Source organism: Inquilinus sp. YAF38, from assembly GCF_052113205.1.
Lineage (GTDB): Bacteria > Pseudomonadota > Alphaproteobacteria > DSM-16000 > Inquilinaceae > Inquilinus.
Window position 1 is genome coordinate 1 of sequence record NZ_JBFRCU010000069.1, and the last position, 24,298, is coordinate 24,298.

Genomic DNA, 24,298 nt, shown 5'->3' on the forward strand with positions numbered 1-24,298 from the left:
GTGCCCGGCTGGTCGCCGAGGCCCGGCGGATCGGCGGCGAGGCGCTGGCGGTCGACGGCCGCGGCGAGGCCGAGATCCGCCGCGCCGCCGTGACCGCCCGGATCGGCGATGCCGCCGCCGGCGACATGAGCGACGCCGCGATCGAAGGCGCCTTCCGGGTGCTGGCCACAGCGGCCGCGCGGCCCGACCCGCTGCGGCAGGTCCTGGCCGAGCGGCCGGTCGCGGGCGACGCCCGGGCCGAGGCGCTGCGCCGGCGCGACGCCCGCCTGGCCGGTGCCTGGAGAGCTTCCACCGCGGCCTGAGCCGCCACTCATTGCAGAAAGGAGAGACGGACATGGCCGTCGTTCAGAACAGCTACAGCGAGACCATCCGCCCGGCGGTCGCCGGCATGGTCGCCAACCTGACCAATGCCGATGCCGACACCCGCATCGTCGAGACCGCCGCCGGCATCGGCTTCGGCCTCGCCGTCGGCCAGGGTGCCGGAGCCCGCGGCGCCGTGCTCGGCGCCGCGGCGGCCGCCGGCTTTGTCGGCATCTCGATCCGCGACGTCGTGCTCGACCCGGCCGACGGCGACAGCTATCCGCGGGGCGCCAGCATCGCCGTCCTGACCGAGGGCGACATCTGGGTGGTGACCGGCGGCGCCGTCGCGGCCGGCGACAATGTCGTGTTCGAGGCCGCGACCGGCATCCTGTCCAGCCTGCCGGCCGACGCCAGCCAATTCGCCGTCGCCGGCGCCCGCTGGATGACCGCCGCCGGCAATGGCGGCCTCGCGATTGTCCGGCTGGGCGGTGCGCTGCCGTCTGCTTGAGGGCCCATCCGATAATATACAGGCGCTAAACTGAACTTTTATTGTCATTGCCGGGCTTGACCCGGCAATCCAGGAGCCATCGAGAACTGCTTTGAAAGCCCCTGGATCCTCGGGTCAAGCCCGAGGATGACAATAAAAATAGAATATCAACCTGAGATAAGCACGCTTTAGCTGTGATTTTTCTTCAGCCGGACAGCCGGGGGTCAAGCCCGGTGATGACAGACGGGGAACAGTGAGCTCTCCGGCCCAACCCAGCCCTCCTCGAAGGAGCCTTCCATGTTCGCATTCGACGCCCAGCAGGCGCTGGGCTTCCTCGTGTCGCAGACCGCCAGCATCGAGACGCAGGTCTACGAGATCCAGTATCCCGACATCCAGTATCCGGCGCTGGTGCCGGTCGACACCTCGGCCAACCCCTGGGCCAACAGCGTCACCTTCTTCTCCACCGACAAGTTCGGCCAGGCCGAGTGGTTCAACCACCAGTCCAAGGACATCCCGCTGGCCGATGTGGAGCGGGCGCAGCACGATCACCCGGTGGAGATGGCGGCGATCGGGTATCGCTACACGCTGCAGGAGCTGGGCCAGGCGATGATGGTGCCGGGCACCAACCTGTCGGCGGACCGGGCGGCGGCGGCCGTCCGCGCCTATGAAGAGTTCATGGACGGCCTCGCCCTGCGCGGCGTGCCGCCGAGCGGCACCGGCAAGAACTGGACCGGCCTGATCAACAATCCGATCGTCTCCGCCGGCCTGGTCACCAATGACGGCGCCGGGGCGTCGACCCTGTGGGCCGACAAGACCCCGGACCAGATCCTGCGCGACATCAACGCGCTGCTGACCGGCGTCTATCAGGGGTCGCTGACGGTCGAGATGGCGGACACGCTGCTGCTGCCGGTGGCCCGGTTCACGGCGCTGGCCGATACGCCGCGCAGCAGCACCAGCGACACCACCATCCTCGAGTATCTGCGGCGCAGCAACACCTACACCGCGATCACCGGCGCCCCCCTGACCATCCGGGCCGTGCGCGGGCTGGAGACGGCGGGGACCGGCAACACCGCGCGCATGGTCGCCTATCGCCGCGACCCGCAGGTGGTGAGGCTGCACCTGCCGATGCCGCACCAGTTCCTGGCGCCGTCGCAGTCCGGGCCGCTGATGTTCGACGTCGCCGGCATCTTCCGCACCGGCGGGGTCGAGATCCGGCGGCCGAAGGCCTTCCGCTACAGCGACGGGATTTGACCGGGAGACGTGGCTATGCGCGTCACCAACATCTCGCCCGGCCCGCGATTTCTCCATGCGCAAGGCCGGGCGCGGCTGCTCGAGCCGGGCGAGGCCGCGGACCTCGAGTTGAGCGCGGCGGAGGCGGCCAGCGTCCGGCAGCAGGTCGAGGCCGGGGTGCTGGCCGTGGCCGAGCCGCCGGCCTCCGACGAGGATGGCGGCAAGACTAAGCCGCGACCGGAGCGGACCAGGCGGCCGGGGCGGGGAGAGTGATCATGGACAGTCCGACCCCGGCCGAGCTCAAGGCCCGCTTCCCGGGCTTCGCCGCCGTCGCCGACGCCGTGGTCCAGACGGCGCTGGACGAGGCGGCGCTGCAGGTCGGCGGCGATTGGGCGAGCCAAGCCGATCTCCGGCTCGGCCGGCTGCTGCTCGCCGCCCATGTCCTCACCCTGGACGGGCAGGGCAGCGGCGCCGAGGCCGCAACTGCCGCCGCCGGCGGGTTCCGGCGAATGCGCAGCGGCGCGCTGGAGCTGGAGCGCATCGCCGAGGCCGGCCCGGGGGCGTTGGACTCGACCGGCTACGGCCGGCGCTTCCTCGAGCTGATGCGGCGCAATGTTCCGGCTGTCACGGTGGTGTAGTTCACTTCGCCTGCAAGCGATCCCGGAACCAGGCGGCAAGCTGGCTCTCGCTAAGAGAGCCGGCGGCCAGCGCCTCGACCGTCTTGACGGCATCGACGGGGTCGAAGCGCAGCCGGTATCCATTGTCGGCCAGGAACAGGCGGGCCACCACCCAGGCGGTCCGCTTGTTCCCGTCGACAAAGCCGTGATTGCGCGCCAGACCAAAAGCGTAAGCCGCGGCGAGATCGGCCGCATCCGGCGTGCCGTAGGCGACCAGGTTCAGGGGACGAGCCAACGCCGAATCCACGGCACCCGGATCGCGCACGCCATCCGGTCCGCCATGCTCGGCGAGCTGCCGGTCGTGCAGCGCGTGGACCAGATCGGCGCCGACCCAGCGCCAAGCGGTCATTTCGCCAGGGCCCGCAGGACGTCGCGGTCCTCGTGCATGATCTCTTCGGCCAGAGCCATCTGGCGCTCGAATTCGGGGCTGTAAGGCGTCAGGCGGTAACCGCCGCCAGGGGCCTCGGTGAGGTAGACGGTGTCGCCCTTCTTCACCTTCAGGCGGGCCATCGCCTCCTTCGTCAGGATGAATCCGGCCGAGGCCCCGACCGTGGTGACCTTGAAGCTCAGCATGACACTCTCCTGCTATATAATCTTCATTATATAGAGCCGGTGCTGGCTGCCGCAAGCACGGATGAACCATTCCAATCTGGAGGCCACCATGCCCCTGTTCGACGGCCATTTCCGGACGGTGTTCGGTGCCGCCTTCGCGCCGCTGCTGCCCGACGGCACGCTGCATGTCGCGGCCAAGGACGCGGACGGCCAGGTCATCCTGCCGCCGGCCTTCACCGCTGTTCCGGTCAAGGGCCATCGCGACGAATCTTCCGACCGGCAGCGGGCCGATTGGAATATCCCGGACCGGGCGGCGCGCCTGATCGTGCTGCAGGCGGGCGTCGCCGCGGCCCCGACGCCGGACGACGAGATCACCCTGGCCGGCGGCCGGTGGCGGATCAGCGCGGTCGAGCAGGACCCGGCCGGCGCCGCCTGGATCCTGACCGGGGTTCCTGCCTGATGGCCGGCGTCACGAGTGTCGATCGCCATCTCCGGCGACTGGCGCAGAGGGCCAAGGCCATCCGTCGCGAGGTCGGCAAGGCCGTGATCGCGGCGGCCGAGCTGGTCGCGGCGGAGGCGGTGGCCAGCATCAGCGCCGACTGGATCAGCGGGCCGGACCACGTCCCATCCAACCCGGGCGAGCCGCCGAACGCCGACACTGGCCGGCTGCATCGCGCGATCGACGTCGTGCGCCGGGCAGAGCTGACGGCCGATGTGGTCTCGGCCGCGCCCTACGCCGACCTCGAATTCGGCACCGCCCGCGCGGCGGCCCGTCCCTATCTGCGGCCGGCGACGGAAAAGAAGCGGCGGGACGCGGTCGCGCTGATCGTCCAGGCCGTCCGTCGAGGCCGGATGGTCGAGTGAAGCCTGCCGCGGTTCGGCCTCATCGGGAGATTGACCATGCCATGGATCCGCTTCACGGCCGATTTCGACTTCCGGCCGTCGCGGCGCCTCACCCTGGCCTACAGGACGGGGGCGACGCTGCTGGTCCCGACCGCCGCGGCGGATGCCGCGGAAGCCGCCGGCGCCGGCCGGCGGGTGCCGAAGCCGAGCCCGCAGGCCGGGGACGAGCATGAGCGGCCGTGACCTGTCCGGCCCGCTGCGCCGCGCGGTGATCGCGGCGTTGCAGGCCGATCCCGGCGTCGCCGCTCTGATCGGCAGCCGGGTCTACGATTATGTCTCGGCCGCGCCGGCCTATCCCTTCCTGCGCTGCACCACCATGATCGCATCGCCCTGGGAGGCCACGGGCGGCGTCCGCGGCAGCCTGGTCCGGCTGCAGGTCGATGCCTTCACCAAGGGCTATGGCCGGGCCGCGGCCGAGCCGCTGGCGGCCGCGGTCGTCGCGGCGCTGGACGAGGCCGATCTTGCGCTGCCCGAGGGCTTCCTGGTGTCGCTGCAATGGCGGCAGACCCGCATGCTCGACGATCCCGCCGAGCAGGGCGTCACCCACGGCGTGATCGAGTTCGAGAGCGTCGCGGCGCTCTAGCGCCGTCCCGTCAACCCATGCCGGTCCCGGCATGCCCGCCCCGCCGTCGCGCGGGGTTTTTTCGTTCGAGGAGATCCCGATGGCCCAGGCCAAGACCTTCCGCTTTTCCGACGTCATGATCCTGCTCGGCGACGGGGCGACCCCGGCCGAGGTCTTCGCCGCCCCCTGCGGCCTGACCGAGCTGGGCATGACCATCGCCAGCGACACCAATGAGAGCATCATCCCGGATTGCGACAACCCGGACGACCCGGCCTGGAAGATCACCGACATCACCGCCCTGCAGATGACGCTGAGCGGCCAGGGCGTGCTCGACCGCGCGGCCCGCAAGACCTGGGAGGACTGGGCCTTCGGCGGGACCGAGAAGACCGTCCGCTGGGTGTATGATGTCACCGCGGCGGATTTCGGCGGCTATTACCAGGCGCCGGCGATCCTGACCAGCTACCAGGTCACCGCCCAGCGCGGGCAGCGGGCGACGGTGCAGATCGCCATCACCTTGAACGGCAAGCCGGCCTGGACGGCGGCCGTCTGATGGCGGGCCAGCCCAACATCGCCGCCGAGGTCGAGCTGGCCTGGGCGGACGGGACCTATCTGTTCGCCCTCAAGCTGAAGCAGATCGAGGAGCTGCAGCGGCTGTGCAATGCGGGGCTGGGCGAGATCGCCCAGCGCCTGCTGGTGCAGCGGCGCTGGTATGCTGCCGACGTCGTCGAGACCATCCGGCTGGGCCTGGTCGGCGGCGGCCTGCCGGCGGTGCGGGCGCGGGAGCTGGTCGACACCTATGTCGACGGCCATCCGCTGGCCGACCCGCGCGATCCGGCCAACCCCCTGGCGACGGCGCAGGCCATCATCATGGCCGCCTATTTCGGCGTCGCCGAGGCGGCGGAGGAGCCAGAGGGAAAAGCCGAGGCCGCGGCGGACGACGGGACGGATGGGTCGACGTCGCGGCCTTCACCGGGCAAGCACTCGCAATCGGCGTCTCGCCGCTCGAGATCGGCCGCATGAGCCTGGCCGAATTCCTGCTGGCCGGCCGGGCCTATGCCAGGATCACGGATCCCACCGGCGTCCCGGCGGTGGCGCCGCCGTCCGACGACGTCTTCGACGAGATGCTGGCGAAGGCGCGGGAGAGCGGCTTGCTGGCGGGTTGACGATCAGCTCGTCCAACAGGAGGGCCGGCTGCGCCGTCGAACCGCTCGGGCTCAGGGCCGGCCAATGCGTCAGCTGCAGAGGTCGCGCACCACGTTGATGCCATCATAGAGCACCTTCATCCTGGCATCGAAATTGCCGGTCAGCGCGGTGGAGACGTCATCCAGCCGGGTGCTAACCGCCCGAATGCCGCGGAAATCGCCCTCGTCGAACCCCTTGTACTTGACCTGCAGGGCAAGAAGCGCGGCGGCGAGAACCGGCGGTTGCGCCACGAGCACCTTTTGCTGGTCCAGCACCGTCCGCTCGAGCTCGCCGGTGTTGGTGAGCAGTGCCTTGAGAGTCGCGCATTGCTGCGGCGTGGCGGCGGAGGCAGATGCCGGGATGGCGATTGCGGCCGACAGAATGGCCAGCCGAATGGCGCCGAGCTTCCTGGAAAAGTTGCTGACCAAAACTTTTTCCCTCCCGAAAATAGAAATCCAGCGTCTCATGGATTCTGTCCTATGTCGAGCCCGGTTCTTGTGGAGAAGCCGTCATGGCCCAGACCGCCGATCAGATCGTCGTCGAGGTTACGGCCGTCGTCGGCCAATACGACCAGACCATGATCCAGGTTGCCAATGTCACCATCAACAACATGAAGAAGGCCGAGGATGCCGCGGAAAAGGGTTCCGGCACGATCGGCAAGGCCTTGGAGACGATCTCCGGGCGGGTGCCGGATCTGATCAGGAACCTGGGTGAAGGCCAGAACGCGCTGCACCTGTTCATGCAGGAAGGAGCGCAGATCCTGCCGATCTTCGGGATCTGGGGAACGGTGCTGGGCGGCGCGGTCGGGGCGGTCGACGCGATCGCCGGCGCCATGGGAGCGTACGAGACGGCAGCCGATCGAGCGGCCGCCGCCCAGAAGGCCTTCGACCAGGCGATGCGGGACTCCAAGGGGGTCCTGACCGAGTCCGAACAGGCGGCGGTCGATCTCGCCACCGGCCTCAGCCTGGTCGAAAAGGGGCTGCTGGCGACCGCCGCCCAGGAGATCGACGACGCCCTCCGGGCCCAGAAGGACCAGCTCGATGGTCTGCTGGATTCAGCCAAGGGCGCCGCCGGTGTCCTCCGTTATGCGCTGTCCGACAAGATCAAGGCCGGGGTCGCGACGCCGGAGGAGCAGGAGGTCGATCGCATTGCCTCGAATGTGCAGGAGGCGGTCGCACCGACCTCGGCGCAGCTCAATGCGCTCCTCGCCAGGGTGCGCGAGCTGAGCCCGGGCCTGGCCGATGCCGCGGAGGAGAGCGGCTTGTTCGCCACCGCCCTGGGCCGGGCCAGCAGCGAGACATCGGGAGTCGAGACCAGAAGCGCGGCCCTGACCAAAATCCTGGAGTACATGGGGCTGAATTTCGGCAGCGCAGCCGGCCAGGTCCTGACCCTTGCCGACGCCCTGAAGGTCTTCAACAGCGAGGCCACGCAGGCCCGCTCGGCCGGGGTGCAGGCCGGGGTCGATCTCGACAAGCTCGAGCAGCGGATCCTGGCCGAGACCGAGGCCTACCGAAAGGGCAAGGCCGCGGTCGACGCCCGCAACGATTCACTGGCCGTCGAGACGATCCGCAGCAAGGCGGTCGCGGCGGCGCAGAGGGACGGTCTCGGCATCAATGACGCCAGGGCGGAAGCCGATCGCATCGCGGCCGAGGAGCGGATCAGGCTTCGTGAGCAGAGGGCCTATGACGAGCGCGAGAGGCAGCGGCGCACGACCAGCGCCGCGGCGCCGCGCGGCGCGGGCGTCGCCGCGGCACCGGATGCGGGCGCGAAGGACCCGGTAACGGACCTTCGGCAGCAGGCCGACCTCAATGAGCGGCTCCTCCTGGTCTACAAGCGGGGGACCGACGCGCAGGCGGCGATGAGGGCGCAGGTCGAGGCCCTGAACAGCGCCCGGCAACGCGGGCTGAAGCTCGGCACCGCCGAGCACGCCCAATATGTCCAGAGCTACAAGGACGAGGCGGCGCGCAAGCACCGGAGCGATCAGCTGCTCGCCGACTATGCCGAGGCAAACCAGCTGGTCGAGGCGGCGATGACCAGCCAGGAGAAGTATGAAAGAGACAAGGTCAAATACGACAAGCTGCACCGGGAGGGGGCGCTCACCGATGCCGAATACTCGAAGGTGCTGGAAAAGCTGAACCTGGAGAACCAGGGCTATGTCGAGGGCATCCAGGCGATCGGGCAGGCGATCCAGGACGGCATCCAGGKCGCGACCAGCTTCTCCGACGCGCTGCTGAGGATCGGGACCTCGCTGGCCCAGCTGCTGTTTCAGGCGGCACTGTTCGGCAACGGGCCGCTCGGCAAGGCCTTCGGAAGCCTCACTGGCCTTACCGGCGGCCTGCTCGGGCTCGCTTTCGGCGGCGGCGGCAGCATTGGCTACGACGGCGGGACGGGCCTGGGGCCGATCGGCCCGGGCGGTATCGCCGGCCACGCCGCCATGGGCGGCCAGGTCCTGCCCGGCCAGTTGTACGAGGTCGGCGAGACCGGGCGGGAATGGTTCGCGCCCACCGTGCCGGGCCAGGTGATCCCCAACCACGTCATCGAGGCGGCCGCCGGGGGCGGTGGCGGGTCGGGCCAGCCGATCACCTTCAACATCTCCATGGCCGGTGCCAATGGCGACCGCACCATCGCCGAGATCGCCGCCGCGGCGGTGAAGAAGGGCCTGGCCGGCGTGCCCGAGATCAACCGCCAGCACAGGATCCGCTTCGCATGATCATCTATGACTGGCCGGCGATCCTGGCCGCCAATGCCGAGACCTTCCGGATCGACGCGCGCACCCGCTCCGGCGGCGAGACCATCTCCGGCCGCGAGCAGGTGGTGACGTCGAATCTCGGCCGCTGGGTGGCGCAGCTGACCGTGCCGCTGCACACGCCCGCCAAGATCCGGGCCATGCGGTCGCTGCTGGCCCGCCTCGACGGCCGGACCAACGCCGTCCGCGTCGGGCCGTGCGACTGCCGCAACGGCAACCGGCTGATCCCGGTGGTCGGCGACATCCCCTACGGCGACCAAGCGTTCCACAGCGACGGCGCCGGCTTCATGCAGGGCGGCATCGCGCCGGCCATTGCTGTGGCGGCCCCGGCCGGCGCCACGACGATCCGGATCCTCAACGGATCGACCGTGCTGCCGGTGCTGGAAGGCAGCTTCCTCGGTCTCGGCGGCCATCTCCATGTCGTCGTCGGCGTCGACCCGGAACCGGGCGAGGAGACGGTGCTGGACATCCGGCCGAAGCTGCGCGCCGGCGTCGCCGAGGGGGCGCCGGTCGAATGGTGCCGGGCCCGGGCGCCGATGCGCCTGTCGGCCGACGACAGCGGCGCCTTCGAGCTGCAGCTGGCCCGCAGCGGCACGGCGTCGCTCGATCTGGTGGAGGTGTGGTGACATGGCCTTCTTCCCGACCCCGCCGCCGCCGCTCGAAGCCGTCATTCGCGCCCAGGCCGCCGGGCAGCACGTCTTCGCTGCCCTGTTCGTGACCTTCGCGTTCAAGCAGGGTCCCTTGCGGGTGTGGGAGGGCGACGGGCCGATCAACCGCGGCGGCTTCGACTGGGCCGGCCTGGGGCAACGGGTCGACGGCAGCGGCAATCCGCTGCAGTCGATCGACGGGCTGGAGCAGGCGGCGAACGGCACCGCGCCGCAGCTGAGCCTGACGCTGAACGGCGTCGATTCCACCGTGGTGACGGCGGCCAAGAGCACCGACCCGGAGGAGATCGAAGGACGCGAGCTGACGGTGCAGATCGGGTTCTACGACGCGACCGTCCCCGGTGCCCTGGTGCCGCTCGACGAGCTTCTGACGCTCGGCGTCTGGACCATGCAGAAGCCCAGCTTCACCGCGACCGGCCCGACGCTGCGGACCATCACGCTGCCCTGCGAGACGCTGTTCGCGCAGCGCAGCAGGGCGCCGTTCGGGATGCTGACCGACCGGGACCAGCAGCGGCGCTTTCCCGGCGATCTCGGCTGCCAGTTCCCACCGAAGCTGGTCGACCGCGACGTGGCGTGGCCGCGTCACTGACCTAGGAGACACCCATGCAGTTCGATGAACTGTGCGCCCTTGTCGGCGCGTTGCGGGATCGTGTCGCCGAGCTTGAGGCCAAGGAGCAAGCGCGGGCCGAGCGCGAGGCGAAGGTCGGCCGGCCGATCAGCGTTGCGGATCGCAATCGGCTCTCCTGATGTCCGCGCTCCTCTCCGACCTCGCCATCCACCAGCGGATCGGCAACACGACGCCGTTCGTGCTCGGCAGGATGGACTGCAGCCTGTGGGCCGCGGACTGGGTGCTGCGGCAGACCGGCGTCGACCTGGCGGCCTCGTGGCGTGGCACCTATGGCACCGAGCGCGAATACATGCGGCTGCTGCTGGCCGAAGGCGGGCTCGTCCGCGTCGCCGCAACGGCCATGACGCGCCTCGGCGCAAGGCGGGTCGCGCCGGCGGACGCCCGGGCCGGCGATGTCGGCATCATCGTGACCGAGAGAGGGCCGGCGCTCGCGATCCGCGGACAGCTCGCCTGGATGGCCAAGACCGGCGACCAGCTTTCCACCACGCCCGACGCCTCGTTCGCATGGAGGATCTGAATGCCACAAGCGATCCCCCTTGCGGTCGGCCTCGGGGCTTCGGCGACGGCCGGAGCGGCGGCCGCGGCCGGGACGGCGACGTTCATCGGCCTCAATGCCGTCGCCTGGTCGGCGATCAGCGTCGGCCTGTCGATCGCCGGGACGCTGGCGCAGACGCTGCTGGCCGAGCAGCCGCCGAAGCCCAAGATGCAGGACGGCGACGTCAGCATCAAACAGGCGATCCCGCCGCGGACGCGCATGTATGGCCGGCAGCGGCTGGGCGGCGTGTACCTGTATTACGACTCGACGCCGGACGGCGACCTCAAGACCCTGGTCTGCCACGCGGCCCATGAGTGCGATGACAGCATGGCGGGCGCGCCCAACCCGGAAGAGCACTGGCTGAACGACGAGCAGGTGCAGATCGACAAGGACGGCAACGTCAAGGACGACCCATGGTGGCAGGAGGGGAGCGGGCTGGGCGGCGACGACGGCCACAGCGCCGTCGTCATCCGGAACTACCTGGGCGTGCCGACGCAGCAGATCCCGACCTTCGACGAGAAGTGGACCGTGGATCACAAGGCGCACGGCCTGTGCTGCACCTATGTCAAATATGCCGACCTGAAGGACGAGGACCAGATCAAGGTCTTCCCATCCGGGCCGCCGCCGTACCGCATCGTGCTGCGGGGCGCCAAGGTCTTCGACCCGCGTCTGCAAGGGACCGATCCGGGCGAGCATGACCCGGATGACGAGGCGAGCTGGGCCTGGTCGGACAACGCGGCGCTGGTGATCCTGGATTACCTGACGCGGCTGGAGCGGGACGTTCCGGTCGGCTTCGGCATCCCGCTGGCCGGTCCGGCCGGCTGCATCGACCTCGCCAGCTTCGCGGCCGCGGCCGATGTCTGCGACCAGCTCGTCGCGCTGAAGGCCGGCGGCGCCGAGAAGCGCTGGCGGGCCTGGGGCGCCTATGAGCTGACCGAGGACAAGAAGGCGGTGCTGCAGGACCTGCTGGATGCGTGCGGCGGCCGGCTGATCCAGGGACCGGAGGGCAAGCTGGGCCTGACGGTCGGCGCGCCGGGGCCGGCGGCGGCGGTGACCCTGACCGAGGAGCAGATCCTGGAATGGGACCTGAACCAGGGCAAGCCGGCGATCGAGCGCATCAACGAGGTGCGGGCGACCTATGTCAGCCAGGCGTGGGAATGGGCGGAGACCGAGGCCGGCATCCAGCTCGACCAGGCGGCGATCGACCGCAACGGCGTCGAGAGCAGCCAGATCAAGCTCCGCTTCGTCCCGTCCGAGAGCCAGGCCCAGCGCGTGGCCAGGGAGGTCTTGCGGCGCGGCAATTCCAGCCATGCCGGCCGCATCCGGACGACGCTGGCCGGCCTCGACGCCTGGGGCGAGCGGTGGATCCGGCTGCAGATCGCCGAGCTCGGCATCGACACGGTGTTCGAGATCACGTCGATGCGGCTCAACCAGGCCGACATGACGGTCGAGCTGGAGGTGACCAGCTACGACAGCTGGTGGGAGTGGAACGCCGCGACCGACGAGCAGGCCCCGGCCGTGCCGCCGCCGGACGGCGATGACGATGCCGGGGTGCCGGTGCCGGATACGGTTTCGGTCACCATCGCGCATCGGTTCTACAACGCGCAGACGCCGGTTGCGGTCGGCGTCATCACCTGGGGGCCGCCGCCGCGGTCGGTCTATGTCGCCAAGGCGCGGTACAGGAAGGTCTCCGCGGATCCGCAGAACCCGTTTCCCTGGCAGCCGCTGCCGGTGGCGCAGGACGACGACCAGGTGGAGACCTTCCCGCTGCAGGACGGCACGGCCTACGAGGCGCAGGTGCGCTTCATCGGGCCGCGCGGCGCCGGCAGCGACTGGTCGACGCCGCCGGCGACCTTCACCGCGGTGGCGGATCCGGTGGCCCCGGCATCGCCGGCCAACCTGACGGCCCAGGCGAACGCGCCGGCCACCGGGCAGGTGACGGTCTCCGCCACGGCGCCGAACGACCCGCGGCACCTGTCGCTCCGCTTCTACCGCAACAGCAGCAGCAGCTTCGCCGGGGCGACGCTGATCAACGGGCCGCTCTATTGCGCGCCCCTGTCGGCGCAGACCTACATCGACATGCCGGCCGCCGGCGACTGGTGGTATTTCGCCACCTCGAGCAACTGGTCGAACGTGGCAAGCGCGCCGGCGGGCGGCGTGACGGCGGAGGTGTCGCCGGCGGCGCCGGTGATCACGACCCCGCCCGGCCCGATCAGCAGCCACGACCGGCGCCCGGCGGTGTCGGGCCATGGCGCCGTGCCCGGCGCCGCGATCAAGCTCTTTGCCAACGCAATGCAGGTCGGCACCGGAACGGCCGCCGGCGACGGCGCCTGGACCGTCACGCCTTCGGCCGATCTCGGCATCGGCGCCAACGGCATGACGGCGACGCAGACCGCCGGCGGGAATGAGAGCGTGGCGTCGGGTGCGGTGACCATCACGGTGGTGGCGATCGACGCCGACGCCTGGAGTTATATCGCCGCGATGACGATGCGGCCGGATTTCGCGCGGCAGACGCTGATCAAGAACCTAGTCGACAGCCTGAAGACGGCCGGGGTGTGGGCGAAGCTCGATGCACTCTATCTGCTGGCTGCGCATGACGCGCAGGCGGCGAAGCTGAACGCCAAGGCGCCGGGGAGCTTCGCGCTGACGGCGGTGTCGTCGCCGGTGTTCACCGTCGATCGCGGCTACAAGGGCACAGGGGCAGGAACCATGCCGGGCGGCTATCTGTCGACCGGGTTCAATCCGTCGACTGCCGGGGGGCACTACGCACTGAACGATGCACATCTGTCAGTGTGGGTCCGGACGCCGTCGAGTTCGACAACCAATGGCGCGATGTCGGAGGCGGGCAACGCCAATGCCTTCATCTCCAGCAAGAACGCCACGCCAGGGACAATCGTGACCCGGGAGAACGACAATGTGTCGACCGGGGTCGCCGCCGGCACGCCGAACTCGATTGAGCTGTTCTGCCTGTGCCGCACCGGTTTCGGCGCCTATTCTCGCTACCATAACGCCGCCTCGCTCGGCGACCTGGCCCAAGCCAGCACGTCGATCTTCAACGACACCTTTTATCTGCTGCGCCGCGGCGCGACGACCTATAGCGACGCGCAGATCTCGACGGCCTCCTTCGGCAGCGCCCTGACGCCGACGCAGGAAGGCGACTTCTACACCGCGCTGCACACATATCTCGTTGAGGTTGGCGCGGCCTGATCCTTCGCCGCCCCGGCGGCTCTGCACGACAACATGATGGAGTGACCGGTCATGCCGATTCCGACCGTTGATGAGGTGTGGGCCGATTTCAATTCGAACGGCACCGTCCATGAGCCGGCGAAGCAGGACATCCGCCGGCTGACGCGCTTTATCCAGACGCTTGCCGAGGCCAACGGGATGAAGACCTATCCCAACAAGGCGGCGATGGATGCCGATTTGACACAGCCCGATGGTAAGCCTGCGCTCCTCTACGCGGATCCGGCCGAGACGAACAACTACCCGACGGTGTGGATCTGGGACGACAGCGGCAACGAATGGATCGACGGGGTAGACCGCATCTCGTCGCTGAAGACCTTGGTTGACCTGATCCACAACGTTGCTCGGCGCGTCGTGGTGCTCGCGAACGAGGGCATCATCGATCGCCTCGGCCAACTCGGCGGCGGCTCCGGACAGATCTACATCCCGCGCAACGTCTTCATCGACTTGCCGGGTGTCGGCGCCAGCAACATCACGGTCGCCAACGCGGACTCCACGGAAAAGCCGGGCTGGGCCAAGCTGGCGATCCCGGCAACCTTCCGCTGCTTCGCGTATCTTGACCTGGTCGACAATACCTACAAGATCGTCGCCGCGACCGGCGGCGATTTCGCGCTGCCGACCACGCCGGCAGACAAGATTGTCCCGATAATCGACCTCGGGGTGCCGGGGAGTGCCGGATATTGGTCGCCGTTCCGGTTCCGAGAACTCAGCCCGATCAGCAATCTCTCCGCCTTCGCCGCGCTGTCGCCGATCGTGCATTCGAAGGCCGACAACAAGGCTCTGTTCCCCAGCGGGACGATCCGAAGCGAGCAAACACTCTTTGCCCACACGGTGCCGGCGACGGGACGGTATGAGGAATTCGACACGGCATCGTCGAATACCGCCGTTATCACATATTGGTGGGACTTTCGAGCCAATCAGTACAAGGCGACGGCCGGCGGCGCGACTCCGTTTACAATCGATCCAACCATTGGAGTCCGATTGGGCTGGAGTTGGAAAGGGGAGTTCTTCAGCGAGTGGCCTCATATCGGCATCATGGGGGCAGGACTTGGCAAGAACGACTTCGCCTGGGGCAAGGGCGACCGTCTGATCCAAGCGCCGCACGTCTTCAATGACAATCCCTCCCGCCTGGAGATGGTCGATGTCGAAGATGCCGCGCTCATCGCGGCCGGCTTCACCCGGGCAATCCGGACGGTCGATCCGGCTCTGGCCTGGCCGTTCGTTGGCGACCGCATCCCGGACAACCGTCCGGGCAAGCCGATCTACATCCGAGTTTGGCTCGAGGCCGCGGTCGACAATAATTTCGCCAATCCGCGGGTGCGTTTCCGCAAGCCGGATGGCGTTAATGTTCTGTCCACGCCCCTGACGCTGGAGAAGACTCTATCGCCGCGGGCCGCCATATTTAGCGTGCCACTTCTGATGCCTGAGCCCTCGGCGGTCGGTGGCGCCGGCGAGTTCACCGTTGTTGATGCCGGTACCTTCTACACTACCGGGCAACCGGAGGTGCGCGTTGCCGGCGTCCAATTCTCCTTCGGCCAGGGCGCTCAGTATATCGAAAGGAATGATTTTCCGACGACGCCGGCGCTTGCCATCCGCGTTGCGAACCTGGAGGCCCAAGCGGCGATAGATGATCCGGTGCCGTCGATTCTGATCGGCGAGGATCTTTGGCTGATCGAAGGCCGTGAGCAGTCGATCCACATCGACAACCTGCTGTCGACGCGGACCGAGCGGAAAGGCGTCCTGACCACGCTGTTCGCGCCCAACCCTGACATTAACAATACGGCGGCCAAGCCCTATGCACTGACTCTGGAGTCAGGCTCCTTCGTCATCAATCCGGCCACGATCGGGAGCAAGGCGAACATCTGGATGCACCGCTATAGCGATACGAAGGGCGGCGCCGCGCTGGGGCGTTCCTACCGATCGGCGGACATCACGGTCCACAAGGCCTCGGCTAGCGGAAAGAACGGCGCAGTGACGGTCGGTGGATCTAACGCCGGGACCGGCACGCTGGTCCAAGGATCACCCTTTGTCGATCCAACCGCGACGATCGGCAATTACGTGATCACCGTCGTCGCTGGTGCAGAGACGTTCTCCATCGTCGGGCCGGGCTATGCCGCGCGCGGCGCGATCGGCGCGGCGTTCGACGGGCCGATCAGCTTCACGCTCGCCGGTGCCCCCGTCGCCAACGACACCTGGACCGTCGCGGTGACCGCGGACACGGTGCGTCCGATGTGCATCGGCGATAGCATTGCGTCGCAGACCCTGGCGACCTATGTCCGGGACATCTTGACCGCGCGCGGCATGATCGTCGACATGTCTGGGACCGTTGGTCCGGTTGGCAATGAGGGTCGCGCTGGCTCAACGATCACCGATCACATCCGGGCGCGCACAAGCTGGCTGACACCGGTCACCAACTGGGCCTCCTACCTCGGGCTGCCGAACAGTGGCGCTGAATCGAAGATCACGTTCGACCCGTTCACCAAAGCGGTCGTTGGTGGAGAGCCTCCATCCGAGGTCTATAACGGCCGGCGGTTCGACTTTGCTTACTATCTGGCCAATACGGGGATCAACCCGCCAACTCATGTTTGGATCTGCCTTGGCACCAACGACATTGCTGCCTACGCCGCCGCGGACGCCGCCGACTGGATCGAGAAGGGCCTGACCATCATGGTCAACCAGATCCTGGCAGCTGTGCCGGGCGTCTATATTGGGATTGCCCTCCCGACCCTGCCGCGCATGGGGACTGCAGACACGCGCTGGAACAGCGCCTACGGCTTGGCGGTGCGCAAACTGCTGAAGTTCAAGCGGACGCTGAATCATGCCCGGGTTAAGGTGCTGTCGATTTGGACGGCGATCAACCAGGTGACGTCTTTTGCCAGCACTGAAGTGGTGGCGTCGACCGATCCCGAGACCGGCATGCAGACGCTGGACAACGGCGACATGTTGCACCCGTCTCAGTCCGGCGTTCATGAGTATGCCGAGGTGGTGGCCGCCTGGATCGCCAACACTGTCGACGGGACGTGATTGATTGCATTCCGCGGTGGCGCCGGGCACGCTTGCTGGATGTCGAAAGGCCTGATCCTCCGATCTCTGCGTAGCTCCCCCGCGCGAGTGCTGACGAAGCTCTGTATGGGGGTCGCGAGCGCCGCCGCTAGGCTCGCCAGCGCTGCCAGGACTGCGGCGCTGTTCCCGGCGGCCGAGGAATGCTTCTGCCACTGGTCGGCCGAGGTGAAGTATCCGGAGCGCGTGCGGCTCGGCCGCGGAGTCATCATCGGGCCTGGCTGCACGATCGGGGCGGCCTCGCCGATCCGGCTCGGCGACCACGTCCACCTGTCAAAGGGCGTCTATGTCGAGACGGCCGGCCTGGATTTCTCAGCGCCGCTACCATACCCACACGTGCACAAGCCGATCACGATCGGTGATGGCGTCTGGATTGGCGCCGATGCCATCATTCTGGGGGGCGTCACGATCGGTGCCGGATCCGTGGTCGGTGCCGGCGCGGTGGTGAGCAGGGATGTGCCGGCGCGATCCATCGTCACCGGCCAGCCGATGCTGGTTCGGGCGAGGCCGCCTCAGGACGACACGCGTCGATCTTAAGGACTCACTGGGCGGCGCCAGGCACGCCGCCTTGTACCGACCGGCGGGCCGCGATCATTCCGCCGACGGCTTTGCCCATCCGGATGGCGGGGCGCTCGACCAGAGCGAAGACGATGCAGGAGACGCAGACCGCGGCGGCGATCGACAGGGCAACCTGCAGCCCGGCCGGAAGCGCCAGCCCGGCTCGGGCCACGGCCTCGTCCACCAGCAGCTTGGTGTGCACGTGGAAGAGGTACAACGAATAGCTGATCTGGCCGAACCAGACCGCCACCCGACCGGTCAGCCGGATCCGGGTGGACAGCAGCATGAACACGCCGATGGCGGCGTAATACGACACCGCATAGCGCACCCAGTACTCTTCGAGGCCGGTGTCGAAGTCGTAGGCGAGCAGGCTGATCGGCGGGATCGCCAGCGCGAACAGCGCCAGCATCCAGAGGGCATAGCGCCGGTGGAGCGCAGATCCGTTGATCGTCGCCTCGCGCCAGAGCGTGCCCCAGAACATGATCGAGAGGCAGAGCGGCACGGCCACCGGCACCTTCCGCTCCAGGGCGAAGCGAGCAATGGCGAACAGAACCGCGACCAGCAGCCAGAACAGGCAGGCGCTGAAGGTGAAGCGGCCGATGTGCAGGAGGCCAAGTGCGAAAGCCACCGCGCACAGGCTGTAGAAGAGGAGCTCGATGAACAGGGTCCAGTAGATGCCGACGAGGTTGGCCTGGCCAAGCAGAGTCTGGGCCATGGTCACGTTTGCCAGCACATTGATCGCCGAGGGCATCGCCCCGCCGATGATGGCGGCAACGGCGATCCAGGCGGCCATGGACAGCCAGTAGGCCGGGTAGAGCCGGAAGAGCCGAGACACTACGAACCGGGCGAGCGGCGCCGGCCCCTTCGGAAAGCTGAACGGGATCACGAATCCGCTGATGGCGAAGAACATCACGACCCCGACCTTGCCCGGGTCGATGATGTCGTAGATCAAGGTCCTGACCGGGCCTGTCGCGATCGGCTGGATGTTGTGCATCAGCACCACCAGCAAGGCTGCGACGCCGCGGAGGGAGTCGATATAGGCGAGGCGGTGCGGTTTCGGCCCGGCCGTCATGGCTTCGCCTCCTGCGCGCTCCAGGCAGGCCTTCTGCCGGATTTGGGCCGCAGCATCGTCACGCCGATCCAGAAGAATATGAAGGCGAGATTGAAAAAAATGCCGTAAGCCGCAAGAAATGCATTCACGACAATTGCTGCGGCTATTTGTATAATAAAGGTTATGTATAGTGGCAGGGCAGCGACGTCGCCTTGCAGGACACGTCTGCGAGTGAATGAAACGAATCCACCAAGCACAAAGCAAAAGACCGGAGATAAAGGCCCAAAATCAACATAAAATGGACCAAACATCGTAGTGTATATTCCGGTTCGAGGAGTCGAAAGTGCTAAAACGCTGGCATCGTAGCTAACACCCCACAGAGAAGCCAATAATCTTGGGAAGAACGCGAACCCATAAAGGCCCCATTGATCGCTCTTCGTATAATACTCTACCAAATAAGTGAATTCCGGAACTCCGTGCAGTATGTACTGAGAAAATGTCGTCGCAATGAATGAGCTGTCTTTCTGCCAATCGGGCGAGGTTGACATGGAGCTATAGTATTCGGTGGTGACCGGCACCAGATGCGTGAAGGCGGAAAACCGGATGACGTTCTCGACCTTCAGGCCGATCTCGGTGAGACGGGCGATGAACAACAGGCCGCCAAGATAGATGAGCGCCAGAAAACCGAGGACGATCGCTGCAACGGCCAGCTTGGACGTCCGGGGAAATATGCTCAAGCGGGCGACCGCGAGCATGCCGATGCTCATGAACATGCTTGAACGAGAGCCGATGACGATCGTGAGGAGGGGCCACAGGAGCGCGAGCCCGATGCTCAACCATGTCCGGCCGACCCGCATTCCATTTCGCCGGGCGACCGCATAGAGCATGTACGGGACGACAGTGAAGGGGATCAGCAGGGTCGAAGCCATCGAAAACGCATTGGATCCGGCAGTCTCGATCTTCTCCCGATTTTCCATGAATCCGGTGTCGACCGTGAGGCCACGCAGGAAGACCCAGTCGGCCACGCGAAGAATGATGCCCAGGATCCCGAGGACGAAAGCCACCCGGTAGAGCAGCCGGAGGCGTTGATATTCATCGTCACGATCGGCCATTGGCGTCGGAAGCGACCTGGGCTCGAACAGCACCAAGCCCCCGAACAGAGCCGCCAGGCAGGATCCGAGCAATAGGTACGGGGCGCTCGTCGCCGGGACATACATCTCGATCGGCGCGAGCCAGAAGATGGCCAGCCATGCCAAGCACATCGACAGCAGAACGCTGGCAGGCGTCAATGCGCGTGGGTTGATCAGGCTGTGCTCGGCAAACCGGGTCATGCGCAATACGCCCTTATGAATCCTGGCAATCTTCGCCGCTGTGCCCGGCGAACGCCAGTCTCTTCGCCCGCCGCCGGCGGGTTTTTTCATGTCGCCAGCTCAGGAGACCGAAATGGCCGACCCCAACCTGCCCGAGCCCGCGCCGTATGCAATCCTGATGACGCTGATCGGGCCGGTGGTCTCGGCCGGCATCGGCGTCGTGATGCGGCACGCCCAGCGCGCGGCGACAGGCAAGCCGTTCTCGCTGCGCCGGCTGTCCTTCGAGCTGCCGTCCGTCATCGGCCTCGGAATCATGGGCGGCGCCCTCGGCGACTGGCTGGGGGCGGCCGAGACCGTGCGCTGGGGCCTGGCGGCGACTCTGGGCTATCTCGGGCCGCAGGTCGTCGAGGTCGTCTTCTATCGCTGGATCGCCCGGCAGGACCCGGGCTGACGCGCTATTTCGGCGGCTGGCCCTGAAACACGATGCCGCCCTGCGGGCCAACCGTGCCGCCGAGATCCTTCACCAGCGGCTCCGCCGCGCGGTCGAGCACGCTGGGCTGCTTGGGCTTCGGCGGCGGGGCAGGGCCCCAATCCCCGGAGCATGCCGACAGCGCGGCCAGCAGCACGGCGGCCCCAATCCTCAACAACGCGTTCATGCCCATTCCCCCTCGACACTCGCACCGATCCTAGCGCCTGCCGCAGCGCGGCGGCAGCGGATTTCGGATCAACCGGCCCCGCCTCGCGCGGGGCCTTTTTGCCTCAGGAGCACGGCATGGCTGCACAGACCCGCGGCGAGCGGAACAACAACCCCGGCAATATCGAGCGGACTGCCGCCAACCCATGGCAGGGGCGCCTGCCGGAGGCCGAATACCGCCGGACCGTCGAGGCCCGGCAGAATGGCGGCCGGTTCGAGGTGTTTGCCGCGCCGGCCTGGGGCATCCGCGCCCTGGCCGCGCTGCTGATCGCCTATCAGGACCGGCACGGGCTGCGCACCATCCGCGGCATCGTCGCGCGCTGGGCGCCGGACCGTGAGAACGACACCGGCGCCTATGTCGCCCATGTGGCGGCGCTGACCGGATTCGGGCCGGATGCCGTGCTGGACCTGCACGGCTACGCCCATCTGGCGCCGCTGGTGAAGGCCGTGATCGCCCATGAGAACGGCCGGAACCGCTATCCGGATGCGGTGATCGATGACGGCCTGCTGCGGGCGGGCGTGCAGCCGCCGGGCCGGGCGGTGGTCAGCCGCGCCGCCGACCGGGCCAAGACCACGGTGGCGGTGGCGGCGGGCGGCACGGCGGTGCTCGGCGCGGCGCTGGACGGGCTGCAGCAGCTTGCCCCGGCGCTGCCGGTGGTGCAGCAGATCGCCACCCTGCCGACCGTCGCCCTGATGGTGGCCGGCGTCGTCGCGGCGGTCGGGCTCGTCGCCTGGCTGGTGCTGCGGCGATGATCGGGATCGTCGCCGGCCTGCTCGGCTCCCGCCTCGGCCGCCGGGTGGCGCTGGCGCTGCTGGGCGCCGCCACGGTCGCGCTGATCCTCTGGCGCGTCTTCGCGGCCGGCCGGGCCGGCGTCGTCGCGCAGCAGACCCAGGAGACCCTGACCCATGTTCTGGACATCGTCCGGCGCGACCAGGCGCTGCGCTCTCTCAGCCCTGCTGCTCGCCGCGAGTGGCTGCGCCGCTACGCCGAAGGCCGGGAGCGCCGATAGCTTCTGCCTGGTGGTGGCCGAGCCGCCCGTGACAACGGCCTGGGTCGACAGCGCCGAGCAGGCCTGGGTGGACTGGCTGGTGCCGATCATCGATTACGGCCAGCGGCACTGCGGTTGGCGATAGAAAAGGGGCGGGGGCCGAAAGGCCTCCGCCCCTTTTTTGCGTTTCAGAACCGGCCGGCGCGGAAATCCTCGATCGCCTCGGCGATCTGCGCCTCGGTGGTCATCACGAAGGGGCCGTATTTCGCCACCGGCTCGCGCAGCGGCTTGCCGGCGACGATCAACAGCCGCGCCGGGCCGGCCTTGGCCGCGACGCGCACGCCGTCGCCGGCGCCGAGCACGCCCAGCGTGCCGCGCTCCAGCCCCTCGCCGCCGACCTCGGCCGCGCCGTGATAGACATAGGCGAAGCCGGCATGGCCCTGCGGCAGCGGCAGGTCGACCGTGGCGCCGGCCTCCAGATGGACATCGAGATAGACCGGCTCGGTGGTGCCGCCCTCGACCGCGCCCGCCGTGCCGCCGAACCGGCCGGCGATGACGCGGACCTTGGCGCCGGGGCCGGCCGCCACCTCCGGCACCGAATCGGCCGGGATGTCCTGGTAGCGCGGCGCCGTCATCTTCTCCGCCGCCGGCAGGTTGACCCAGAGCTGGAAGCCCCACATCAGGCCGTTCTCCTGCTCCGGCATCTCGGAATGGACGATGCCGCTGCCGGCGGTCATCCACTGCACGCTGCCGGGGCCGAGCAGGCCGACATTGCCCTTGTTGTCGCCGTGCCGCATCCGGCCGGCCAGCATGTAGGTCACGGTCTCGAAGCCGCGATGCGGATGGTCCGGGAAGCCGGCCAGGTAGTCGGCGGCGTCGTCGGAGCGGAACTCGTCCAGCATCAGGAAGGGGTCGAGATCGGGCAGGCCGGGCTGGCCGATCACGCGGGTCAGCTTCACCCCGGCGCCCTCGCTGGCCGCGCGGCCGCGCAGGGTGCGGGTCACGTTGCGCGGGCGGGTCAGGCCGCCAGTGGCGTTCGAGGTCTCGGTGGTCGCCATCATCATCTCCGTCTCGGCGCCGGATCGTCGGCGCGGTTTCGCTCTGCCCTCAAGATCGGGCCGATGGCCGGCGCGGAGAATGCGGCTTTCCCCGAAACCGCCGTTCGCTATGATCGAACGATGCGATATCGGCTCGATGACATCGCCACCTTCCTGCAGGTGGTGGACAGCGGCAGCATCAGCGCGGCGGCGCGGCGGCTGAACCTGTCGAAATCGGTGGTCAGCAAGCGCGTCAGCGACCTCGAGGCGGCGCTGGGCGGGGCGTTGCTGCAGCGCTCGACGCGCCGGGTGCTGCCGACCGACCGGGGCCTGGCCTTCTATGAGCGCGGCCGCAGCATCCTGCGCCAGCTCGACGAGGCGGCGGAGGAGGTGGCGGAGGGCGATGGCGACCTGCGCGGGGGCCTGCGCGTCGCCGCGCCGATGAGCTTCGGCACGCTGTATCTCGGCCCGGTGCTGTTCGACTTCGCCCGCCGGCACCCGCGGCTGGCCCTGACCCTCGACCTCGACGACCGCATGGTCGACCTGGCGGCGCAGGGCTATGACCTGGCCATCCGCATCACGCGGCCGCGCGATTCGGCGCTGATCGCCCGGCGGCTCGCCGCCAGCCGGCGGGTGATCTGTGCCAGTCCCGGCTACGCCGCCGCCGCCGGACTGCCGAAAACCTTGGCCGAGCTGCCGCAGCACGAGGCGATCGGTTCCGCCGAGGCGCCGTCCACCTGGCTTTGGCAGTTCGAGCCCTTCGCCGCCGGCGGGCCGCCGCGCAGCGTGGCGATGCGCAGCCGGGTCACCGTCAACAACGGCGAGGCCGCCCGGGATGCGGCGATCGCCGGCCTCGGCCTCACCGTGCTGCCCACCTTCATCGTCGCCGACGCGCTGCGCCAGGGCCGGCTGCTGCCGGTGGCGCTGGACGCCGAGCCGGTGGCGGATGTGATCCACGCGCTGTATCCGCAGACCCGGCACCTGTCGCGCCGGGTGCGGGCGCTGATCGACCACCTGGCCGAGAGCTGCGGCGAGGCCGCGCCCTGGGAGCAGGGGCTGGCGTTCGCCCCGGCCGAACGCCGGGTTTCCTGATCCGCCGCTTCCGCTCCCGGCCGATCGTCGCGATCTTCCCGGCATCACCACCGGATCGGAGATCGCGATGATCACGCTGCATGACCGCATGGCCCGGGGCCGCACCGAGACCGGCTTGGTCGAGGCCCGCCACACCTTCTCCTTCGGCCGGTTCCACGACCCGGACCGCATGGGGTTCCGGTCGCTGCGCGTGCTGAATGAGGACCGGGTCGTCCCCGGCGCCGGCTTCCCGGCGCATCCCCATGCCGAGATGGAAATCCTGACCTATGTGCTGTCCGGCGCGGTCGAGCATCGCGACAGCCTCGGCAACACCGCGGTCGTCCGCGCCGGCGACCTGCAGCGCATGACCGCCGGCACCGGCATCACCCATGCCGAGATGAACCCTTCGGCGACCGAGCCGCTGCACCTGCTGCAGATCTGGCTCCATCCCGACCGAAGCGGCCTGGCCCCCGGCTACGAGCAGTTGAGCGTCGGCGAAGGGCTGGCGGGCGGGCTGCGGCTGGTGGCGGGGCCTGAGGCCGGCGACGGTGTGCTGCGGATCCACCAGGACGCCCGGCTCTCGATCGCGCAGCTTGCCGCCGGCGAGACGGTGGAGCATGCGATCGCATCGGGCCGCGCCGCCTTCGTCCAGCTGACCCGCGGGGTCGTCACGCTCGACGGCCATGAGATGCGGACGGGCGACGGTGCCGCGGTCGAGGACGAGCCGGGCCTTCGGATCACCGCAGAGACCGAGGCGGAGTTCCTGCTGTTCGACCTCGCCTGACCTCCACACCGCGGCCCGGAGATCGTATCCGGGC

32 protein-coding genes are annotated in these 24,298 nt (G+C 68.4%); 25 read left to right on the forward strand and 7 right to left on the reverse strand.

What is annotated here, in order from left to right; genetic code table 11:
- From AB4Z01_RS25520 to AB4Z01_RS25540, 5 genes are all read left to right on the forward strand, one after another.
- Positions 1–302: hypothetical protein (locus tag AB4Z01_RS25520; protein WP_441698669.1), on the forward strand; the 302-nt coding region annotated here is incomplete at its 5' end.
- A gap of 32 nt (positions 303–334) precedes the next feature.
- Positions 335–808, forward strand: coding sequence for a structural cement protein Gp24 (locus tag AB4Z01_RS25525; RefSeq protein ID WP_441698670.1), 474 nt, complete (start codon positions 335–337; stop codon positions 806–808).
- A gap of 276 nt (positions 809–1,084) precedes the next feature.
- Complete coding sequence (locus tag AB4Z01_RS25530) at positions 1,085–2,038, forward strand: DUF2184 domain-containing protein (RefSeq protein ID WP_441698671.1); 954 nt, start codon at positions 1,085–1,087, stop codon at positions 2,036–2,038.
- A gap of 15 nt (positions 2,039–2,053) precedes the next feature.
- Positions 2,054–2,290 (forward strand): hypothetical protein, encoded by a 237-nt coding sequence (locus AB4Z01_RS25535; RefSeq protein ID WP_441698672.1) that lies wholly within the window; start codon positions 2,054–2,056, stop codon positions 2,288–2,290.
- 2 nt (positions 2,291–2,292) lie between these two features.
- Positions 2,293–2,655: a DUF4054 domain-containing protein gene (locus AB4Z01_RS25540; RefSeq protein WP_441698673.1), complete on the forward strand. Its 363-nt coding sequence runs from the start codon at positions 2,293–2,295 to the stop codon at positions 2,653–2,655.
- A gap of 1 nt (position 2,656) precedes the next feature.
- On the opposite strand, the gene AB4Z01_RS25545 is transcribed toward AB4Z01_RS25540, so the two are convergent.
- Positions 2,657–3,043, reverse strand: a complete 387-nt coding sequence (locus AB4Z01_RS25545; protein WP_441698674.1) for a type II toxin-antitoxin system death-on-curing family toxin — start codon at positions 3,041–3,043, stop codon at positions 2,657–2,659.
- Positions 3,040–3,267 carry a transcriptional regulator gene (locus tag AB4Z01_RS25550; protein ID WP_441698675.1) on the reverse strand — a complete coding sequence of 76 codons (228 nt, stop codon included), beginning with the start codon at positions 3,265–3,267 and terminating at the stop codon, positions 3,040–3,042. The genes AB4Z01_RS25545 and AB4Z01_RS25550 overlap by 4 nt, the downstream gene beginning before the upstream one ends.
- A gap of 88 nt (positions 3,268–3,355) precedes the next feature.
- Here AB4Z01_RS25550 and AB4Z01_RS25555 point away from each other — a divergent pair, with 88 nt between their 5' ends.
- The 7 genes from AB4Z01_RS25555 (at position 3,356) to AB4Z01_RS25585 (ending at position 5,874) form a co-directional block, all read left to right on the forward strand.
- The gene (locus AB4Z01_RS25555) at positions 3,356–3,706 is read left to right on the forward strand and encodes a hypothetical protein (RefSeq protein WP_441698676.1); all 351 of its coding nucleotides are present in this window, start codon (positions 3,356–3,358) and stop codon (positions 3,704–3,706) included.
- Positions 3,706–4,110, forward strand: a complete 405-nt coding sequence (locus AB4Z01_RS25560; protein ID WP_441698677.1) for an HK97 gp10 family phage protein — start codon at positions 3,706–3,708, stop codon at positions 4,108–4,110. Before AB4Z01_RS25555 ends, AB4Z01_RS25560 begins: the two co-directional genes overlap by 1 nt.
- 36 nt (positions 4,111–4,146) lie before the next feature.
- The gene (locus AB4Z01_RS25565; RefSeq protein ID WP_441698678.1) at positions 4,147–4,332 is read left to right on the forward strand and encodes a hypothetical protein; all 186 of its coding nucleotides are present in this window, start codon (positions 4,147–4,149) and stop codon (positions 4,330–4,332) included.
- The gene (locus AB4Z01_RS25570) at positions 4,319–4,732 is read left to right on the forward strand and encodes a DUF3168 domain-containing protein (RefSeq protein ID WP_441698679.1); all 414 of its coding nucleotides are present in this window, start codon (positions 4,319–4,321) and stop codon (positions 4,730–4,732) included. The genes AB4Z01_RS25565 and AB4Z01_RS25570 overlap by 14 nt, the downstream gene beginning before the upstream one ends.
- A 79-nt stretch (positions 4,733–4,811) precedes the next feature.
- Positions 4,812–5,261, forward strand: a complete 450-nt coding sequence (locus tag AB4Z01_RS25575) for a phage tail tube protein (protein ID WP_441698680.1) — start codon at positions 4,812–4,814, stop codon at positions 5,259–5,261.
- Positions 5,261–5,731 carry a gene transfer agent family protein gene (locus tag AB4Z01_RS25580; protein WP_441698681.1) on the forward strand — a complete coding sequence of 157 codons (471 nt, stop codon included), beginning with the start codon at positions 5,261–5,263 and terminating at the stop codon, positions 5,729–5,731. The genes AB4Z01_RS25575 and AB4Z01_RS25580 overlap by 1 nt, the downstream gene beginning before the upstream one ends.
- The gene (locus AB4Z01_RS25585) at positions 5,728–5,874 is read left to right on the forward strand and encodes a hypothetical protein (RefSeq protein WP_441698682.1); all 147 of its coding nucleotides are present in this window, start codon (positions 5,728–5,730) and stop codon (positions 5,872–5,874) included. Before AB4Z01_RS25580 ends, AB4Z01_RS25585 begins: the two co-directional genes overlap by 4 nt.
- Before the next feature lie 69 nt (positions 5,875–5,943).
- Here the strand turns inward: AB4Z01_RS25585 and AB4Z01_RS25590 are convergent, their stop codons facing one another.
- Positions 5,944–6,360: a hypothetical protein gene (locus AB4Z01_RS25590; protein WP_441698683.1), complete on the reverse strand. Its 417-nt coding sequence runs from the start codon at positions 6,358–6,360 to the stop codon at positions 5,944–5,946.
- A gap of 44 nt (positions 6,361–6,404) precedes the next feature.
- Between AB4Z01_RS25590 and AB4Z01_RS25595 the strand changes: the two genes are divergently transcribed.
- From AB4Z01_RS25595 to AB4Z01_RS25630, 8 genes are all read left to right on the forward strand, one after another.
- Complete coding sequence (locus AB4Z01_RS25595; protein WP_441698684.1) at positions 6,405–8,603, forward strand: hypothetical protein; 2,199 nt, start codon at positions 6,405–6,407, stop codon at positions 8,601–8,603.
- The gene (locus AB4Z01_RS25600) at positions 8,600–9,265 is read left to right on the forward strand and encodes a hypothetical protein (protein WP_441698685.1); all 666 of its coding nucleotides are present in this window, start codon (positions 8,600–8,602) and stop codon (positions 9,263–9,265) included. The genes AB4Z01_RS25595 and AB4Z01_RS25600 overlap by 4 nt, the downstream gene beginning before the upstream one ends.
- 1 nt (position 9,266) lies before the next feature.
- Positions 9,267–9,893, forward strand: coding sequence for a hypothetical protein (locus AB4Z01_RS25605; RefSeq protein WP_441698686.1), 627 nt, complete (start codon positions 9,267–9,269; stop codon positions 9,891–9,893).
- Positions 9,894–9,907: 14 nt separating this feature from the next.
- Entirely contained in the window at positions 9,908–10,051 is a 144-nt protein-coding gene (locus AB4Z01_RS25610; RefSeq protein WP_441698687.1) for a hypothetical protein, read from the forward strand.
- Entirely contained in the window at positions 10,051–10,449 is a 399-nt protein-coding gene (locus tag AB4Z01_RS25615; protein WP_441698688.1) for a DUF6950 family protein, read from the forward strand. Before AB4Z01_RS25610 ends, AB4Z01_RS25615 begins: the two co-directional genes overlap by 1 nt.
- Positions 10,450–13,674 carry a phage tail protein gene (locus tag AB4Z01_RS25620; protein ID WP_441698689.1) on the forward strand — a complete coding sequence of 1,075 codons (3,225 nt, stop codon included), beginning with the start codon at positions 10,450–10,452 and terminating at the stop codon, positions 13,672–13,674.
- Between the two features lie 51 nt (positions 13,675–13,725).
- Entirely contained in the window at positions 13,726–16,734 is a 3,009-nt protein-coding gene (locus AB4Z01_RS25625) for a hypothetical protein (RefSeq protein ID WP_441698690.1), read from the forward strand.
- Positions 16,735–16,839: 105 nt separating this feature from the next.
- Positions 16,840–17,307: an acyltransferase gene (locus AB4Z01_RS25630; protein ID WP_441698691.1), complete on the forward strand. Its 468-nt coding sequence runs from the start codon at positions 16,840–16,842 to the stop codon at positions 17,305–17,307.
- A 4-nt stretch (positions 17,308–17,311) separates the two neighbouring features.
- On the opposite strand, the gene AB4Z01_RS25635 is transcribed toward AB4Z01_RS25630, so the two are convergent.
- The gene (locus AB4Z01_RS25635) at positions 17,312–18,400 is read right to left on the reverse strand and encodes an acyltransferase family protein (protein WP_441698692.1); all 1,089 of its coding nucleotides are present in this window, start codon (positions 18,398–18,400) and stop codon (positions 17,312–17,314) included.
- Positions 18,397–19,800, reverse strand: a complete 1,404-nt coding sequence (locus AB4Z01_RS25640; protein ID WP_441698693.1) for an O-antigen polymerase — start codon at positions 19,798–19,800, stop codon at positions 18,397–18,399. The genes AB4Z01_RS25635 and AB4Z01_RS25640 overlap by 4 nt, the downstream gene beginning before the upstream one ends.
- Positions 19,801–19,822: 22 nt before the next feature.
- On the opposite strand from AB4Z01_RS25640, the gene AB4Z01_RS25645 reads away from it, so the two are divergent.
- Positions 19,823–20,140, forward strand: a complete 318-nt coding sequence (locus AB4Z01_RS25645) for a phage holin family protein (protein WP_441698694.1) — start codon at positions 19,823–19,825, stop codon at positions 20,138–20,140.
- A gap of 4 nt (positions 20,141–20,144) precedes the next feature.
- On the opposite strand, the gene AB4Z01_RS25650 is transcribed toward AB4Z01_RS25645, so the two are convergent.
- Entirely contained in the window at positions 20,145–20,345 is a 201-nt protein-coding gene (locus tag AB4Z01_RS25650) for a hypothetical protein (RefSeq protein ID WP_441698695.1), read from the reverse strand.
- A 116-nt stretch (positions 20,346–20,461) separates the two neighbouring features.
- Here AB4Z01_RS25650 and AB4Z01_RS25655 point away from each other — a divergent pair, with 116 nt between their 5' ends.
- Positions 20,462–21,136 carry a hypothetical protein gene (locus AB4Z01_RS25655; RefSeq protein ID WP_441698696.1) on the forward strand — a complete coding sequence of 225 codons (675 nt, stop codon included), beginning with the start codon at positions 20,462–20,464 and terminating at the stop codon, positions 21,134–21,136.
- Entirely contained in the window at positions 21,133–21,393 is a 261-nt protein-coding gene (locus AB4Z01_RS25660; protein ID WP_441698697.1) for a hypothetical protein, read from the forward strand. Before AB4Z01_RS25655 ends, AB4Z01_RS25660 begins: the two co-directional genes overlap by 4 nt.
- Before the next feature lie 167 nt (positions 21,394–21,560).
- Here AB4Z01_RS25660 and AB4Z01_RS25665 read toward each other — a convergent pair whose 3' ends face one another.
- Positions 21,561–22,430 (reverse strand): pirin family protein, encoded by an 870-nt coding sequence (locus AB4Z01_RS25665; RefSeq protein WP_441698698.1) that lies wholly within the window; start codon positions 22,428–22,430, stop codon positions 21,561–21,563.
- Between the two features lie 120 nt (positions 22,431–22,550).
- Between AB4Z01_RS25665 and AB4Z01_RS25670 the strand changes: the two genes are divergently transcribed.
- Positions 22,551–23,501, forward strand: coding sequence for a LysR family transcriptional regulator (locus AB4Z01_RS25670; protein ID WP_441698699.1), 951 nt, complete (start codon positions 22,551–22,553; stop codon positions 23,499–23,501).
- Positions 23,502–23,568: 67 nt separating this feature from the next.
- The gene (locus tag AB4Z01_RS25675) at positions 23,569–24,264 is read left to right on the forward strand and encodes a pirin family protein (protein ID WP_441698700.1); all 696 of its coding nucleotides are present in this window, start codon (positions 23,569–23,571) and stop codon (positions 24,262–24,264) included.
- Positions 24,265–24,298: the final 34 nt, after the last annotated feature.

Bases quoted from the DNA above. Each gene is read 5' to 3' on its own strand.
- AB4Z01_RS25525 (WP_441698670.1), top strand. From the start codon at position 335: ATGGCCGTCGTTCAGAACAGCTACAGCGAGACCATCCGCCCGGCGGTC.
- AB4Z01_RS25530 (WP_441698671.1), top strand. From the start codon at position 1,085: ATGTTCGCATTCGACGCCCAGCAGGCGCTGGGCTTCCTCGTGTCGCAG.
- AB4Z01_RS25535 (WP_441698672.1), top strand. From the start codon at position 2,054: ATGCGCGTCACCAACATCTCGCCCGGCCCGCGATTTCTCCATGCGCAA.
- AB4Z01_RS25540 (WP_441698673.1), top strand. From the start codon at position 2,293: ATGGACAGTCCGACCCCGGCCGAGCTCAAGGCCCGCTTCCCGGGCTTC.
- AB4Z01_RS25545 (WP_441698674.1), bottom strand. From the start codon at position 3,043: ATGACCGCTTGGCGCTGGGTCGGCGCCGATCTGGTCCACGCGCTGCAC.
- AB4Z01_RS25550 (WP_441698675.1), bottom strand. From the start codon at position 3,267: ATGCTGAGCTTCAAGGTCACCACGGTCGGGGCCTCGGCCGGATTCATC.
- AB4Z01_RS25555 (WP_441698676.1), top strand. From the start codon at position 3,356: ATGCCCCTGTTCGACGGCCATTTCCGGACGGTGTTCGGTGCCGCCTTC.
- AB4Z01_RS25560 (WP_441698677.1), top strand. From the start codon at position 3,706: ATGGCCGGCGTCACGAGTGTCGATCGCCATCTCCGGCGACTGGCGCAG.
- AB4Z01_RS25565 (WP_441698678.1), top strand. From the start codon at position 4,147: ATGCCATGGATCCGCTTCACGGCCGATTTCGACTTCCGGCCGTCGCGG.
- AB4Z01_RS25570 (WP_441698679.1), top strand. From the start codon at position 4,319: ATGAGCGGCCGTGACCTGTCCGGCCCGCTGCGCCGCGCGGTGATCGCG.
- AB4Z01_RS25575 (WP_441698680.1), top strand. From the start codon at position 4,812: ATGGCCCAGGCCAAGACCTTCCGCTTTTCCGACGTCATGATCCTGCTC.
- AB4Z01_RS25580 (WP_441698681.1), top strand. From the start codon at position 5,261: ATGGCGGGCCAGCCCAACATCGCCGCCGAGGTCGAGCTGGCCTGGGCG.
- AB4Z01_RS25585 (WP_441698682.1), top strand. From the start codon at position 5,728: ATGAGCCTGGCCGAATTCCTGCTGGCCGGCCGGGCCTATGCCAGGATC.
- AB4Z01_RS25590 (WP_441698683.1), bottom strand. From the start codon at position 6,360: ATGAGACGCTGGATTTCTATTTTCGGGAGGGAAAAAGTTTTGGTCAGC.
- AB4Z01_RS25600 (WP_441698685.1), top strand. From the start codon at position 8,600: ATGATCATCTATGACTGGCCGGCGATCCTGGCCGCCAATGCCGAGACC.
- AB4Z01_RS25605 (WP_441698686.1), top strand. From the start codon at position 9,267: ATGGCCTTCTTCCCGACCCCGCCGCCGCCGCTCGAAGCCGTCATTCGC.
- AB4Z01_RS25610 (WP_441698687.1), top strand. From the start codon at position 9,908: ATGCAGTTCGATGAACTGTGCGCCCTTGTCGGCGCGTTGCGGGATCGT.
- AB4Z01_RS25615 (WP_441698688.1), top strand. From the start codon at position 10,051: ATGTCCGCGCTCCTCTCCGACCTCGCCATCCACCAGCGGATCGGCAAC.
- AB4Z01_RS25620 (WP_441698689.1), top strand. From the start codon at position 10,450: ATGCCACAAGCGATCCCCCTTGCGGTCGGCCTCGGGGCTTCGGCGACG.
- AB4Z01_RS25625 (WP_441698690.1), top strand. From the start codon at position 13,726: ATGCCGATTCCGACCGTTGATGAGGTGTGGGCCGATTTCAATTCGAAC.
- AB4Z01_RS25630 (WP_441698691.1), top strand. From the start codon at position 16,840: ATGGGGGTCGCGAGCGCCGCCGCTAGGCTCGCCAGCGCTGCCAGGACT.
- AB4Z01_RS25635 (WP_441698692.1), bottom strand. From the start codon at position 18,400: ATGACGGCCGGGCCGAAACCGCACCGCCTCGCCTATATCGACTCCCTC.
- AB4Z01_RS25640 (WP_441698693.1), bottom strand. From the start codon at position 19,800: ATGAAAAAACCCGCCGGCGGCGGGCGAAGAGACTGGCGTTCGCCGGGC.
- AB4Z01_RS25645 (WP_441698694.1), top strand. From the start codon at position 19,823: ATGGCCGACCCCAACCTGCCCGAGCCCGCGCCGTATGCAATCCTGATG.
- AB4Z01_RS25650 (WP_441698695.1), bottom strand. From the start codon at position 20,345: ATGAACGCGTTGTTGAGGATTGGGGCCGCCGTGCTGCTGGCCGCGCTG.
- AB4Z01_RS25655 (WP_441698696.1), top strand. From the start codon at position 20,462: ATGGCTGCACAGACCCGCGGCGAGCGGAACAACAACCCCGGCAATATC.
- AB4Z01_RS25660 (WP_441698697.1), top strand. From the start codon at position 21,133: ATGATCGGGATCGTCGCCGGCCTGCTCGGCTCCCGCCTCGGCCGCCGG.
- AB4Z01_RS25665 (WP_441698698.1), bottom strand. From the start codon at position 22,430: ATGGCGACCACCGAGACCTCGAACGCCACTGGCGGCCTGACCCGCCCG.
- AB4Z01_RS25670 (WP_441698699.1), top strand. From the start codon at position 22,551: ATGCGATATCGGCTCGATGACATCGCCACCTTCCTGCAGGTGGTGGAC.
- AB4Z01_RS25675 (WP_441698700.1), top strand. From the start codon at position 23,569: ATGATCACGCTGCATGACCGCATGGCCCGGGGCCGCACCGAGACCGGC.